General features: G+C 66.5%; 11 protein-coding genes. 4 read left to right on the top strand and 7 right to left on the bottom strand.

Annotated elements, in window-relative coordinates:
- Window positions 1–27: 27 nt before the first annotated feature.
- From DELCS14_RS06715 to DELCS14_RS06700, 4 genes are read right to left on the bottom strand one after another with little or no spacing between them, the layout of a single operon-like run.
- Window positions 28–1074, bottom strand: a complete 1047-nt coding sequence (locus DELCS14_RS06715) for a S49 family peptidase (RefSeq protein ID WP_013800986.1) — start codon at window positions 1072–1074, stop codon at window positions 28–30.
- Window position 1075: 1 nt separating this feature from the next.
- Window positions 1076–1444 (bottom strand): Rieske 2Fe-2S domain-containing protein, encoded by a 369-nt coding sequence (locus DELCS14_RS06710; protein ID WP_013800985.1) that lies wholly within the window; start codon window positions 1442–1444, stop codon window positions 1076–1078.
- 49 nt (window positions 1445–1493) lie between these two features.
- Window positions 1494–2180: an HAD-IA family hydrolase gene (locus tag DELCS14_RS06705; RefSeq protein ID WP_043795772.1), complete on the bottom strand. Its 687-nt coding sequence runs from the start codon at window positions 2178–2180 to the stop codon at window positions 1494–1496.
- Between the two features lie 24 nt (window positions 2181–2204).
- Window positions 2205–3209 (bottom strand): RluA family pseudouridine synthase, encoded by a 1005-nt coding sequence (locus tag DELCS14_RS06700; RefSeq protein ID WP_043795769.1) that lies wholly within the window; start codon window positions 3207–3209, stop codon window positions 2205–2207.
- Window positions 3210–3801: 592 nt separating this feature from the next.
- On the opposite strand from DELCS14_RS06700, the gene DELCS14_RS06690 reads away from it, so the two are divergent.
- The 4 genes from DELCS14_RS06690 to queF all read left to right on the top strand — a co-directional run bounded on the left by DELCS14_RS06690 (window position 3802) and on the right by queF (window position 9808).
- The gene (locus tag DELCS14_RS06690; RefSeq protein WP_013800981.1) at window positions 3802–6936 is read left to right on the top strand and encodes an Rne/Rng family ribonuclease; all 3135 of its coding nucleotides are present in this window, start codon (window positions 3802–3804) and stop codon (window positions 6934–6936) included.
- 118 nt (window positions 6937–7054) lie between these two features.
- On the top strand, window positions 7055–7840 hold the full coding sequence (gene yaaA, locus DELCS14_RS06685) for a peroxide stress protein YaaA (RefSeq protein ID WP_013800980.1): 786 nt from the start codon (window positions 7055–7057) through the stop codon (window positions 7838–7840).
- Between the two features lie 78 nt (window positions 7841–7918).
- Entirely contained in the window at window positions 7919–8803 is an 885-nt protein-coding gene (locus DELCS14_RS06680) for a 2OG-Fe(II) oxygenase (RefSeq protein ID WP_013800979.1), read from the top strand.
- A gap of 156 nt (window positions 8804–8959) precedes the next feature.
- Window positions 8960–9808, top strand: coding sequence for an NADPH-dependent 7-cyano-7-deazaguanine reductase QueF (gene queF, locus DELCS14_RS06675; RefSeq protein ID WP_013800978.1), 849 nt, complete (start codon window positions 8960–8962; stop codon window positions 9806–9808).
- 24 nt (window positions 9809–9832) lie between these two features.
- Here the strand turns inward: queF and DELCS14_RS06670 are convergent, their stop codons facing one another.
- From DELCS14_RS06670 to DELCS14_RS06660, 3 genes are all read right to left on the bottom strand, one after another.
- Complete coding sequence (locus tag DELCS14_RS06670) at window positions 9833–11392, bottom strand: PAS domain-containing methyl-accepting chemotaxis protein (protein WP_013800977.1); 1560 nt, start codon at window positions 11390–11392, stop codon at window positions 9833–9835.
- Window positions 11393–11583: 191 nt separating this feature from the next.
- Entirely contained in the window at window positions 11584–12906 is a 1323-nt protein-coding gene (dinB, locus tag DELCS14_RS06665; protein ID WP_013800976.1) for a DNA polymerase IV, read from the bottom strand.
- A gap of 42 nt (window positions 12907–12948) precedes the next feature.
- Window positions 12949–13887, bottom strand: a complete 939-nt coding sequence (locus tag DELCS14_RS06660) for a DMT family transporter (protein ID WP_013800975.1) — start codon at window positions 13885–13887, stop codon at window positions 12949–12951.
- Between the last annotated feature and the right edge of the window lie 22 nt (window positions 13888–13909).

Genomic DNA, 13909 nt, shown 5'->3' with positions numbered 1-13909 from the left:
CAGACCGAGCGGGAGACCCCGCAAGAATCAGCGCAGAGCCGGGAGGCTGGAACGCAGTGCCTGCACCGCACCGCCGCCAAAAGCCGCGCCGAAACGCTTGGCCAGACGCTCGGCCACGTTGTCGCGGCGCGTGTAATCCACCACCTCTTCCGCCTTGACCACTTCACGGGCCACATAGTCAAGACTGCCCAGCTTGTCGGCCAAGCCCATCTCCACCGCCTGCTGGCCGGTCCAGAACAGGCCGCTGAAAGTCTCGGGCGTCTCATGCAGGCGGTCACCACGGCCAGCCTTGACCACGTTGATGAACTGCGAGTGGATCTGGCCCAGCATCTTGTGGGCATGTTCGCGCTGCCCTTCGGACATGGGGCTGAACGGGTCCAGGAAACCCTTGTTCTCGCCAGCCGTCAGCAGGCGGCGTTCCACGCCGAGCTTTTCCATGGCGCCGGTGAAGCCAAAGCCATCCATGAGCACGCCGATGCTGCCCACGATGCTGGCCTTGTCCACAAAGATCTCATCGGCGGCGGCGGCAATGTAGTAGGCGGCCGAAGCGCAGGTCTCTTCCACCACGGCATACAGGGGCTTGTCGTACTTGCCCTTGAGCCGCACGATTTCGTCATTGATGATGCCGGCCTGCACAGGGCTGCCGCCCGGCGAGTTGATCAGCAGCACCACGGCGCGCGAGCCCGAATCCTCGAAGGCACTGCGCATGGCGGCCACCACGAATTCCGCGCTGGCGTCGGCACCTGCGGCGATCTCGCCCTTGACCTCGACCACGGCCGTGTGCGGGGAGGAACTGGTCGTGGTCGCCGTGTCCTTGGCAAACAGCACCCACAGCACCACGAGGATGAGCGCCGTCCACAGCAGGCGGCCAAACAGGCGCCAGCGGCGCGAGGCACGCTGCTCGTTGATGGTGGAGAAGACCAGCTTTTCCAGCACCTCCCGCTCCCAGCCGCTCGATGCCGCCGTGCGCGCATCGGCAGCCGCCGTGGCGGGCGTGGCCCGGGCCCACAGGTCCGCACCCGGGGATGGGTGCGATGCGGAGCCAGGATTTTCCGGAGGTATGGGGGAAGTCATGTCAGAACTCGACGGGTTTCAGGTTATCGGCAGTATGCCAGTGCACCACCCCCGCGCTTTCGCTCAGGGAGATTTTCACAAGGCCGCCACGGCAGGGCCCGCCAGCGCAGGCGCCGCTGTCGGGCGCGTAGGCCGCTCCATGGGTGGCGCACAGCAGCCAGCGTCCGGTGTCATCGAAAAAGCGGTCCGGCTGGTAGTCCATCTCCATGGCCACATGGGTGCAGCGATTCAGATAGGCATGCACCTGTCCCTCGAAGCGGATGGCGAATGCGCGGCAGGCATGACCCGCGTAGACCACGTCGAAAGGCACGGCATTCGCCCCTTCCTGCAGGGCATCGCTGGCGCACAGAACGATGCGTTCAACGGTCAACGGCACACCTCAAGAGCATGAATCCACGCGCTGACGCGGGCATGACGACTCAGCCATGGGCCAACAGCCACTGATGCAAATCCGCAACACTCTGCGCCACATGCAACGGCTTCAGCATGCCAAAGCCGTCGGTGGGATGCGCACCATAGCCCACGCCCACGCTGGCACAGCCTGCATTGCGGGCCAGTTCCAGGTCGTGCGTGGTGTCGCCGATCATCAGCACCCGCGAAGGGTCCGCACCAAATTCGGCCATCAGCTCCTGCAGCATCAGCGGATTCGGCTTGCCGGCAGTCTCGTCCGCCGTGCGCGAGCTGTCGAACATGCCGCGCAACTGCGGGTCCTGCAGCGCATCGTTCAGACCACGGCGGCTCTTGCCCGTGGCCACGGCCAGCAGGTGCCCTCGCTCGCGCAGCGCCGCCAGCATGGGCAGCACGCCGGCGAACAGGCTGATGTCGTCCTGGTGCTTGATGAAATGGTGGCGGTAGCGGTTGCCCAGCTCGGGGTATTTTTCGGGCGGCACATCGGGCGCTGCACGCGCCAATGCGGGCATCAGCGCCATGCCGATCACATAGGACGCCGCCTCATCGCTGGGAGGCGTGCCCCCCACATCGGCCACGGCCGCCTGAATGCACTTGACGATCACCGCGGTGGAATCCGACAGCGTCCCATCCCAGTCGAAGGCAATGAGATCGAAGCGGCGCGCACGGTGCATCTCGGAAGAACCAGGATTTGTCATATCTACAAGGAGTCAGAGCCAGCGTCAGCCGGCGAAACGGGCCAGTTCTTCGGGAAGCTCGGCGCGCAGCTCCACCCGCTCGCCACTGGCCGGGTGGGTGAACTGTAGCCGCCATGCGTGCAGGAACATGCGTTTGAGCCCCTGTTTCTGCAGGCGTCGGTTCAGGTCGAAGTCGCCATATTTGTCATCGCCCGCAATCGGGTGCCCCTGGCTGGACAGGTGCACGCGGATCTGGTGCGTGCGCCCGGTCTTGATGGTCACCTCCAGCAGGCTCATGGCCGGCAGTCCCAGCAGGGGCTGGGGCGCCAGCGTGCTGCGAACGCGCACCAGCGTGACGGAGCGCATGCCGTCAGGATCATCGGCCGTGGTCACCCGCACGCGGCGTTCGCCGTCCGCCTGCAGGTATTTGTGCAGCGGCAGATCAATCACCTTGTGATTGGCCGGCCAGGTGCCCTGGACCAGGGCCAGGTAGGTCTTGCCGGTCTCGCGCTCGCGGAACTGGTCCTGCAGATGCGTCAGCGCCGAGCGCTTCTTGGCCACCAGCAAGATGCCGGATGTCTCTCGGTCGAGCCGATGCACCAGCTCCAGAAAACGGCTTTGCGGCCGCGCCTGGCGCAGTTGCTCGATGACACCAAAACTCACACCCGAGCCGCCATGCACGGCCACACCGGCGGGCTTGACGATGGCGATCAGGTGCTCGTCTTCCAGCAGACTGGGGAAATCCCTGGCTGGCGCTGGCCGCTCGGCCTTTTCGGCGACTTTTTCGGAAATGCGCACGGGCGGTATGCGGACGATATCGCCGGTAGAAACGCGGGTTTCCGCACTGACGCGCCCTTTGTTGATGCGCACTTCTCCACTGCGGATGATGCGATAGACATGGGTCTTGGGAACGCCCTTGAGATGGCGTATGAGAAAGTTGTCCAACCGCTGTCCGGCCGAATCGTCATCGACTTCGATCAGCCGCACTGCGGCAGTGGCTGCGTTCAGGGAACGGTCGTCTGCCGGTTTGCCCTCTATAATGTGTTTCACCTGTGCCGAACTATTTATAAGTGGTTGATTCTCATGGAGTTTAGTCCAAACAGCCATTTCCCCGCACAGGCAGGTCGATGCCATCCGGTGTCATGCACGCGAAACAGCAGGAAAAGATGGCCTGCGAAGTTCGTCGTTGCATCGGTTGTGGCTGACGAATTGAAACACTGATACGGAATCTCAAGCTGGCAGAAGGGGTCGGACCCGGCGTCCACCGCTGCCAGCGGATCAAAAGCGAGCATGTGGATCTTTTGGGCATGGATGGTCACGCTGTGGAGCAGGAAAACGCCTGCGCCCAGGATCATTGCCGCCCCCAAGCCTCCCGCCTGCCCCGCACGTGCAGCAGCTTCGCTTGAAGCTGGACGGCGTGCCTCTCTCATCGCTCTCGTCCCCCTGCCCTTGCCCCCATTGCTGACTTGAGCCAGGTCTCAAGCATCAAGGCATCCGGCGATTCCTTTCGTTTCGACGCGTCAGTCCGGCATCTCGGCTCCCTCGCGAGCCTGTCTTTGATTACAAGTCAAAGGCGTGACGGTCTGGCAGCAGAGGCTGCACTCCGGCGCGCCCCAGAGAAAACGAATAAAGGAAACGCATCATGAAACGGATGCTCATCAACGCCACGCAGTCGGAAGAACGTCGCCTTGCCATCGTCGATGGTCAGAAGCTGCTCGACTACGAAATCGAAATCGAAGGGCGCGAGCAGCGCAAGGGCAACATCTACAAGGCCGTGGTCACGCGCGTGGAGCCCAGCCTTGAGGCCTGCTTCGTCGATTACGGCGAGGACCGCCACGGCTTCCTGCCCTTCAAGGAAATCTCCAAGCAGTATTTCGCCGAAGGCGTCTCCCCCAGCCAGGCCCGCATCAACGAAGTCATCCGCGAAGGCCAGGAACTGATCGTCCAGGTCGAGAAGGAAGAGCGCGGCAACAAGGGCGCGGCCCTGACCACCTTCATCTCGCTGGCCGGCCGCTACGTGGTGCTGATGCCCAACAACCCGCGCGGCGGTGGCGTCTCGCGCCGCATCGAGGGCGAGGACCGTGCCGAACTCAAGGAGGCGATGGACCAGCTTGAGTACCCCAAGGGCATGTCCATCATTGCGCGCACCGCCGGCATCGGCCGCACCGCGCCCGAGCTGCAGTGGGACCTGAACTACCTGCTCAAGCTGTGGAACGCCATCGATGGCGCCGCCAAGTCGGCCAAGGGCGCCTTCCTGATCTACCAGGAATCGAGCCTGGTGATCCGCGCCATCCGCGACTACTTCAACGGCGACATCGGCGACATCCTCATCGACACCGACGACATCTACGAGCAGGCGCAGCAGTTCATGCAGCACGTCATGCCCGAGCATGCCGCCCGCGTCAAACGCTACCGTGACGACGCTCCGCTGTTCAGCCGCTTCCAGATCGAGCACCAGATCGAATCGGCCTACGCGCGCACCGTGACCCTGCCCTCGGGCGGCGCCATCGTCATCGACCACACCGAAGCGCTGGTCTCCATCGACGTGAACTCGGCCCGCGCCATCAAGGGCGGCGACATCGAGGAAACCGCCACACGCACCAACCTGGAAGCCGCCGACGAAGTCGCGCGCCAGATGCGCCTGCGTGACCTGGGCGGCCTGATCGTCATCGACTTCATCGACATGGAGGAGAGCAAGAACCGCCGCGAGGTCGAGAACCGCCTGCGCGACGCGCTGCGCCAGGACCGTGCCCGCGTGCAGTTCGGCACCATCAGCAAGTTCGGCCTCATGGAGATGAGCCGCCAGCGCCTCAAGCCGGCCCTGTCCGAAGGCGCGCACATCAACTGCCCGCGCTGCGGTGGCTCCGGCCACGTGCGTGACACGGAAAGCTCGGCGCTGCAGATCCTGCGCATCATCCAGGAAGAGTCCATGAAGGACAACACGGCCGCCGTGCACTGCCAGGTGCCCGTGGAAGTGGCCAGCTTCCTGCTCAACGAAAAGCGCGGCGAGATCACCAAGATCGAACTCAAGCAGCGCGTCAACGTGATCATGGTTCCCAACAAGTCCATGGACACGCCGCACTACAAGCTCGAGCGCCTCAAGCACGACGACGTGCGCCTGGAAAGCATGGAAGCCAGCTACAAGCTGGCCGAGGAGCTGGACGCGGAAACCACGGTGACGCGCCGCTCGCAGGAGCCCACCAACAAGCAGACGCCCATGATCAAGGGCGTGCTGCCCGACATGCCGGCCCCCATCGCCGAGCCCCGTCCCGAAGGCAGCCGCAACCGCCCGGCCAACGGCCAGCAGCGCGATGCCAAGCCTGCGGCAACCGCTGCAGCGCCCGCACCGGCCGTCGCCCCCGTCGTGGTCCGCGAGCAAGGCTTCTTTGCCTGGCTCAAGAGCCTGTTCGGCTTTAGCGCGGCACCTGCGCCAGTCGCAGCGCCCGCTCCGGCCGCCGAAGCCCCCGCTCGCGAAGCACGCCGTGACGGCCGCAACGACAACCGTGGCCGCCGCAACGAACGCAATGGTGAGCGTGGCGAGCGCTCGGAGCGCAATGGAGAGCGCGCTGGCGCCCCCAATGCCGAACGCCAGGCCGGCAACGGTGACCGCAACCGCCGCAATGCCGAGCGTGGTGAGCGCACTGAACGCGGTGAACGCCCGGAGCGTGGAGAGCGCCCGGATCGTGGCGAGCGCGGTGAGCGCGCCGACCGCGGCGAACGCCGTGGCCGTGGTGAACGCAGCCGTGACGGTGAAAGCCGCCAGCCGCTGGAAGCCGTGAACGGCGTGGCCGCTGTCGCTGCAGATGGCAGCACCATCGAGCAGCGTCCCGAGCGCGCCCCGCGTGGCGAGCGCCAGGAGCGCGGCGAAGGCCGCCGCGAACGTGGCGAGCGCGGTGAACGTGGTGAACGCGCCGAACGCAGCGAGCGCCAGCCCCGCCAGTTCGAAGTCGCTCCCGAGACCGAAGAGAACCTGGACAACCAGGCCCAGCAACAGGACCCGTCCCTGGACAACGCTGCCCCCGCCTCCGGCGAAGAGCAGCCGCGCCAGCGCCGTTCGCGCGACCGCTATGGCCGTGACCGCCGCGAGCGTGGCGATCGCGGTGACCGTGCAGAGCGCGCACCGCGCGAAGCGGAGGGCGAAGCCGTCCAATCCTTCGAAGCCGCCGCTCCCGAGCAGGACCAGCCTGCCCGCCGCAGCTACTTCAACGCAGCCAGCCCTGCCGCCGAAGCCCAGGCTTCTGAAGCCATGGCCGAAGCGCAAGTGCCTGCGCAGCCCGCAGCAGCTGCAGCAGCCCAAGCGGTGCAGCAACCCGTCGCGGCCCCCGTGCCCGAGCAGCAGGTTGCCGCTCCCGCGCCTGTGGCTGCGGTGACCCCCGCGCCGGTCGCACCCGCCCCCGTGGTGGCACCCGTGGCAGCACCTGCACCCGTGGCCGCTCCTGCCGCAGTGGCAGTCGCGCCCGCAGCAGCCAAGGCCGTTGAAGCAACCGCCGAACGCGGCCTGCCCAAGGTCCAGGCCTACCAGTTGCCCATGTCCGAGCTGCAGGCGCTGGCCGCCGCTTCGGGCCTGCAATGGGTGGGCTCCGATGCCGACAAGGTGGCGGCAGCCCAGGCAGCCATCGCCGCCGAACCGCAGCCCGAGCGCGTCGTGCGCGAGCGCCCGCCCGTGGTCGCTCTGGATGACGGCCCGCTGATCCTCGTGGAAACACGCAAGGACCTCAGCGAACTGCAGCTGCCGTTCGAGCAGCAGCCGCAGCCACAGGGCGCGGCCCAGGTCTGACCACAGACAGTGACAACACAGGGGCCCTCGCGGCCCCTGTTTGTTTCCGCCTCCGCCCTCACCTCATCTGTCTCCCCACGCCTTCCGTCCACCTCTTTCCAGGAGCTTCCGTCCCGCCATGCTGTTGTTGCTCTCCCCCGCCAAATCGCTGGACTACGACACGCCACTGCCCCCGAAACTGCCGCACACGCTGCCCGTCTTCTCCGAACAGCCGCTGGAGCTGATCGAAGTGCTGCGCCGCCAGTCGCCCCAGCAACTGTCGGAACTGATGGGTATCAGCGACAAGCTGGCCGCGCTCAACGTGGCGCGCTACGAGGCCTTCAGCCCGCGCTTCACGGCCACCAACGCCCGGCAGGCGCTGCTCGCCTTCAACGGCGATGTCTACGAGGGCCTGCAGGCACGCAGCCTGGATGCCGAGGACCTGGACTGGGCCCAGCAGCACCTGGCCATCCTCAGCGGCCTGTACGGCGTGCTGCGCCCGCTGGACCGCATGCAGCCCTACCGCCTGGAAATGGGCACGCGGCTGGAAACCGCGCATGGCAGCAACCTCTACCAGTTCTGGGGCAGCCGCATTGCCGAGCACCTGAACCAGCGCGCGGCCAAGCAGCCGGCGGGCGAGCGCGTCATCGTCAACCTGGCTTCGCAGGAATACTTCAAATCGGTAGACTTGAAGCACCTCAAGCCCCCGGTGGTGGAATGCGCATTCGAGGATTACAAGAACGGCGCCTACAAGATCATCAGCTTCCATGCCAAACGTGCGCGCGGGCTGATGGCACGATTTGCCATACAACGACGCGCTCGCAGCGCGGCTGAACTCGAAGCCTTCGATCTGGAGGGCTACGCGCTGGCGCCAGCTTCCTCGACGCCTGCGCGCCTGGTGTTCCGTCGCAAGACCGCTGACTGAGCCTCGCCGGCCACCGGCCGGCCCCGGCCTCGATGCCTTTGGAGTCCATTCACTGCGGCAAGGGCCGCACTGCACGCCATGAGCCTCAAATCCTCACCAGATTCCCAGACCGCCGCGCAGGACCTGCCCGTGGGTCTCACGCCCGAACTCATGCAATGGGTGCGCGACCAGCGCGCATCCGGCATAGGGCCTGCGGCCCTGCTGCGCTCCATGCGCGACGTGGGCTGGAGCGAAGAACTGGCAAGGCGGGCGCTGGACCTGCCCGAACAGGGCGATGTAGCGCCACCGGCCGTCGTCATCTCGGCCTCGAGCCTGCCCGAACCGGACCTTGCCCAGGACCCCAGCAGCATCGATGTCGGCGACCGCCAGGTCCAGGTGCTGGTGAGCATGCGCAACCCGCGCATCGTGGTCTTCGGCAACCTGCTCTCGCACGAGGAGTGCGACGCCATCATCGCCGCCGCGCGTCCGCGCATGGCGCGCTCGCTCACCGTGGCCACGCAAAGCGGCGGTGAAGAGATCAATGACGACCGAACCAGCAACGGCATGTTCTTCCAGCGTGGGGAAACCGGCATCGTCAGCCAGTTGGAAGAACGCATCGCCCGCCTGCTGCGCTGGCCGCTGGACCATGGCGAAGGCCTGCAGGTGCTGCACTACGGCCCGGGCGCCGAATACAAGCCCCACCACGACTACTTCGCGCCCGGCGAACCCGGCACGCCCACCATCCTCAAGCGCGGCGGCCAGCGCGTGGGCACCCTGGTCATCTACCTGAACGAGCCCGAACGGGGCGGCGCCACCATCTTTCCCGAAGTGCCGCTGCAGGTCGTGCCGCGCCGGGGCAACGCCGTCTTCTTCAGCTATGAGCGCCCCGACCCTTCCACGCGCACCCTGCACGGCGGCGCGCCCGTGCTGGCCGGCGAGAAATGGATCGCCACCAAATGGCTGCGCGAGCGCGAATTCCACTGAAGAGCCAGCGAACCCGGGCGCACCCACCCTTATTGACCTTATATGGCCACCCATGCCTGCGGGCATGGAAATTCAGTTAGCTTCAAAGCCTGGGTCCACGCGCTCCGCGCGGACCGTCCAGGCCTGACCAGCGCCGGCACGGCCGGCCCTTTTTCCATGAACACTCCCGAACAATCCCAGCTGGGCAAAAGCTCCGCCTACATCGACCAGTACGCCCCCTCGCTGCTGTTCCCCCTGCCCCGCGCGCCCAAGCGCGAAGAAATCGGCATTCAGGGCAGACAGATGCCCTTCTTCGGCGCCGACCTGTGGACGGCGTTCGAGCTGTCCTGGCTCAACCTGCGCGGCAAGCCGCAGGTGGCGCTCGTGCATTTCACGATTCCCTGCGAGACCCCCAATCTCATCGAAAGCAAGTCCTTCAAGCTCTACCTCAACAGCTTCAACAACACCCGCCTGGCCGACGCTGCCGAGGTCCAGGCACGCCTGCGCACCGATCTGGCCGAAGCGCTGTGGCGCGGCAGCGAGCAAAAGGGAAGCATCGGCGTGAAGATCATCGGCCTGGACCGATTCGACCAGGAAATGGTGCAGGAGCTCGACGGCCTGCTGCTGGACCGTCTGGATGTGGAGTGCACGCAATACCAGCCCGCCCCGGAGCTGCTGCGCGCCAACCATGAAGAAGGCCCCGTCACCGAAACCCTGGTCAGCCACCTGCTCAAGAGCAACTGCCTGGTCACGGGCCAGCCCGACTGGGGCAGCGTGCAGATCCGCTACAGCGGCGCGCAGATCGACCAGGAAGGCCTGCTGCAATACCTGGTGAGCTTTCGCAACCACAACGAATTCCATGAGCAATGCGTGGAACGCATCTTCATGGACATCTGGACCCGCTGCCGCCCCCTCAAGCTCTCGGTCTACGCACGCTACACGCGCCGTGGCGGCCTGGACATCAACCCGTTCCGCACCAGCCATCCTGGCGCCTTGCCGGCCAACGTGCGCTCGGCGCGGCAGTAAAAGAGGCGGCCGGCCCCTTCCCACTCACCGCAACGTAAACACCTCCAGCGACCGCTCCAGCGATTGGGCGCTGGCGCGCAGCGAGCCCGCCGCGCCGGCCGATTGTTCGACCAGGGCGGCGTTTTGCTGGGTGACGGAGTCGAGTTGGGCCACGGCGTCGTTGACCTGGGCGATGCCTACGGATTGTTCGCGCGTGGCGATGCTGATCTGGTGGACCAGGTCGCTGACGCGGCCCACGGCGTCGACCATGCCGTCGATGGTGCGGCCAGCGGCGTCCATGCGGGCGTTGCCGTCGTTGATGCCGTCCACGGTGCGGTTGATGAGGCCGCTGATTTCCTTGGCGGCCGAGGCGCTGCGCTGGGCGAGGGCGCGCACTTCGCCGGCCACGACGGCAAAGCCTCGGCCCTGCTCGCCTGCGCGTGCCGCTTCGACGGCGGCATTCAGGGCCAGCAGGTTGGTCTGGAAGGCAATGCTTTCGATGACGCCGATGATCTCGCCCATGCGGCGCGAGGAGCCGCGGATGTGCTCCATGGCAGAGCCCACTTCCTGGATGGCGGCGCCGCTCTTGCCGGCAACCTGGCGGCTCTGGTCGCTTTCATGGGCCATGAGCTGGGCCGTGTCGGCGGTCTGCGCCACGGTTCCCGATATCTCTTCCATCGAGGCCGCCGTCTGCTGCAGGCTGGTGGCCTGGGATTCTGTGCGCTGCGCGAGGTCGAAGCTGCCCTGGGCGATCTCGTGGGCGGTGGTGGCAAAGCCGCGCATTTCGGTGCGCACGTCGCCGACCACGGCGCGCAGGTTGATCTGGATTTGCTGCAGCCGCTGCATCAGGGCACCCATGGGGCCGCTGTAGTCGTGCTGCATGTTGGTGCCCAGCTGGCAGCTGGCAATGTCGGCGGCAAAGCCGCTGGCCTGCTCCAGGCCCGCCACGCAGCGCTGCTGGAAGCGCCACAGCACAAAGCTGCCTCCCGCCAGCAAGGCGGCCAGGCGCGTGCCCCAGGCTGCGGCGCCCTGCCAGCCCAGCAGGTCGGGCAGCATGGCCGCCAGGCCCACGCCGCCCAGCATCAGCGCCATGCGGGCTGTCAGGCCCAGGTCGCTGCGGCGGTCCCACAGGCCTGCCAGGCCCAGGCGGCGCAGTTCGCCGCCGCGCAGTCGCAGGGTTTCCTGGCCGGCATCGGCTTCGGCGCGCATGCGGGCATAGAGGGCTTCGGCGGCCTCGATCTCGTCCGGCCGGGGCTTGGTGCGCACCGACAGGTAGCCGCGCGGCCGGCCGCCTTCCATGATGGGCGTGACGTTGGCGCGCACCCAGTAGTGGTCGCCGTTCTTGCGCCGGTTCTTGACCAGGGCAGTCCACGGGTAGCCGTGGGCGATGGTGCGCCACATGTCCTTGAAGGCGGCGGCCGGCATGTCCGGGTGGCGGATCAGGTTGTGCGGCTGCTCGATCAGTTCCTCGTAGGAATAGCCGCTGACCCGCACGAAGGCCGGGTTGCAATGGGTGATCTCGCCCTTGGTGTTGGTGACGGATACCAGCAGCTCATCGCCCGGAAAGTCGTAGTTGAGCTGGCTGACGGGCAAATTCACGCGCATGGGTACCACTCCTTTGGGATGTCTCTTGTTCTTGTGAAATGGCATGGCGAAACGCTCTGAAGCCACCGGAATCCATCAAACGGAAACACAAATTCACATTTCCAAATCATCTCACAGCACGGCAACCGCAGTCCCATGCTCGGAACTGGTGCATGGTTTTACAGCGTGTGCGCCAGATTTGTGGTGATGATTCAGAACAGTTGAGGTGTAAAGGGATCGCTGTCCGGCGCGGGCTGGGCCGGTCCCCTGAGCAGTTGCTCGCGCGCCAGCGGGTCGTGGGCGGTGGCATTCCAGTCGGCCGTGCGAACGAGGTTGCCCACGCGCACGCCCAGCAGGCGCAGCCGCTTGGCCAGGGGCACGCGCTTGAGGCATTGGCCTGCGGCGCGGCGCAGGGTGGCGGCATCGGCCATGGGCAGCTCCAGCGTGTGGTCGCGCGTGGCGGTCTTGAAGTCGTCGTAGCGCAGCTTGATGCCGACGGTGCGGCCCATGTAGCCCTTGCGCTGCAGGTCCTGGGCCAGGCGTTCGCACAGGTCGGTGAAGATGGCGCTCAGTTCGGCCCGGTCGCGCACGGCATGCAGGTCGCGCTCGAAGGTGGTTTCGCGGCTCATGGAGACGGGCTCGCTATGCGTGACCACGGGCCGCTCGTCGCGCCCCCAGGACACGCCATGCAGCCAGTTGCCGTAGGCGCGGCCGAACCATTGCACGAGCTGGGGCAGGCTTTGCTTGGCCAGCTCGCCAATGGTCTGTATGCCCAGCGATTGCAGCTTGGCATCGGCCTTGGGGCCTATGCCGTTGATCTTGCGGCAGGCCAGCGGCCAGATCACGGCCTGCAGATCGTCGGGCTGGACGATGGAGATGCCGTTGGGCTTGTTGAATTCGCTGGCCATCTTGGCCAGCAGCTTGTTGGGCGCTACGCCGATGGAGCAGGTCAGGCCCGTGGCGTCGGTGATGGTTTTCTGGATCAGCCGCGCCAGCACGCGCCCGCCTTCGCGCTGGCCGCCGGGCACGTCGGTGAAGTCGATGTAGACCTCGTCCACGCCGCGGTCCTCCATCAGCGGGGCGATGGAGACGATGATGTCCTTGAACATGCGCGAGAAGCGCCGCACCTCGGCAAAGTCCACGGGCAGCAGAATGGCCTGGGGACACAGGCGTGCGGCCTTCATCATGCCCATGGCCGAGCCCACGCCAAACTGGCGCGCCGGGTAGGTGGCCGTGGTGATCACGCCCCGGCCTACGTAGTCCTTGAGGCGAGAGAACTCGTCCACCGGAATCTCGTTCAGCCGGCCGGCGTAGCGCGCATCCAGCGCCTCGTCGTGCGCGCGGCGTCCGCCGCCGATGACCACGGGCAGTCCCTTGAGCTGCGGATAGCGCAGCAGTTCCACCGAGGCATAGAAGGCGTCCATGTCCAAGTGGGCGATGCGGCGCGGGGGCGCAGCATCGGCAGGGCTTGCGGGTGTCGTGGGTGTCGTTGGTGTCGTTTCAGGCACGCCGCCATTATTGCGGCAACTGTGCATTCATACAGCCTGCAAGGCTTGTTCACACAGACCCTGGACCATTCATCCCTGCAGGCAGATCAGCACCAGTCCCAGCACCATCAGGCTCATGCCGATCTTCTCCTGGCGGCTCAGGCTTTCGCTGAGCACGCGGCGCGAGACGATGTAGCTGAACACCACCTCGACCATGCCCAGCGTGCGCACGGGTGCCGCGCCCTGCATGGCGTAGGCGGTGAACCAGGCCAGCGAGGCGGCCGCGCCCATGCCGCCGGCCAGCAGCGAGACGCGCCAGGCGCGGAAGATGGGGCGCAGGCCCTGCGCGTGGGTGCGCGCGATCCAGGCGCCCAGGCCCAGGGTCTGCATGAGCTGGGCGATCAGCACGCCCCAGGCGCCTGACAGCCAGGGAGATATCTCGCCCAGGCGCGCCAGTTCCACGGCGCCGCCCCGGTAGCCCACGGTGGCAATGGCAAAGCAGGCACCGCAGGCCAGGCCGTAGAGCGCCGATCGGCTGGCCCAGGCCGACAGCGACAGCATCTGGCCGCGCGGCGGCAGCGACAGGATGAGCACGCCGAAGGTGGCCAGCGCCATGGCCGCCAGCGCCACGGCGGTGGGCAACTCATGCAGGAAGATGCCGGCGAACAGGGCCACCTGCAGCACCTCGGTCTTGGACAGGGTGACGGCCACGGCGAAGTTGCGCTCCTTCATGGCCAGCAGCAGCGCCGCCGTGGCCGCGACCTGGAAGAAGGCACCCAGCGCGATCCAGCCCAGGTAGGCCCATGAGAACCGGGGCAGCGACCAGGCGCCATCGCCTCCCAGGTACAGCGCCAGCAGGTAGATGCCGGCAAACGGCAGGCCGTACAGAAAGCGCACCAGGGTGGCCGGCAGGGTGCCGAGCTCGGCGGTCAGCGAGCGCTGCGCCGTGTTGCGCACGGTCTGGGCGGCTGCGGCGAACAGCACCACGGGCACCCACAGCCAGGTCAGGTCTTGGAGGGAAGAAAGCATGTCGGCAAAAAAGGGAAGGCAC

Origin of the sequence: Delftia sp. Cs1-4, assembly GCF_000214395.1 — a bacterium.
Taxonomy (GTDB): Bacteria; Pseudomonadota; Gammaproteobacteria; order Burkholderiales; family Burkholderiaceae_C; genus Comamonas; species Comamonas acidovorans.
This window is presented reverse-complemented; position numbering and strand designations above follow the sequence as displayed.

Coding starts and splice junctions, on each gene's coding strand:
- DELCS14_RS06715 (WP_013800986.1), bottom strand. CDS start 1,074: ATGACTTCCCCCATACCTCCGGAAAATCCTGGCTCCGCATCGCACCCA.
- DELCS14_RS06705 (WP_043795772.1), bottom strand. CDS start 2,180: ATGACAAATCCTGGTTCTTCCGAGATGCACCGTGCGCGCCGCTTCGAT.
- DELCS14_RS06690 (WP_013800981.1), top strand. CDS start 3,802: ATGAAACGGATGCTCATCAACGCCACGCAGTCGGAAGAACGTCGCCTT.
- yaaA (WP_013800980.1), top strand. CDS start 7,055: ATGCTGTTGTTGCTCTCCCCCGCCAAATCGCTGGACTACGACACGCCA.
- DELCS14_RS06680 (WP_013800979.1), top strand. CDS start 7,919: ATGAGCCTCAAATCCTCACCAGATTCCCAGACCGCCGCGCAGGACCTG.
- queF (WP_013800978.1), top strand. CDS start 8,960: ATGAACACTCCCGAACAATCCCAGCTGGGCAAAAGCTCCGCCTACATC.
- DELCS14_RS06670 (WP_013800977.1), bottom strand. CDS start 11,392: ATGCGCGTGAATTTGCCCGTCAGCCAGCTCAACTACGACTTTCCGGGC.
- dinB (WP_013800976.1), bottom strand. CDS start 12,906: ATGCACAGTTGCCGCAATAATGGCGGCGTGCCTGAAACGACACCAACG.
- DELCS14_RS06660 (WP_013800975.1), bottom strand. CDS start 13,887: ATGCTTTCTTCCCTCCAAGACCTGACCTGGCTGTGGGTGCCCGTGGTG.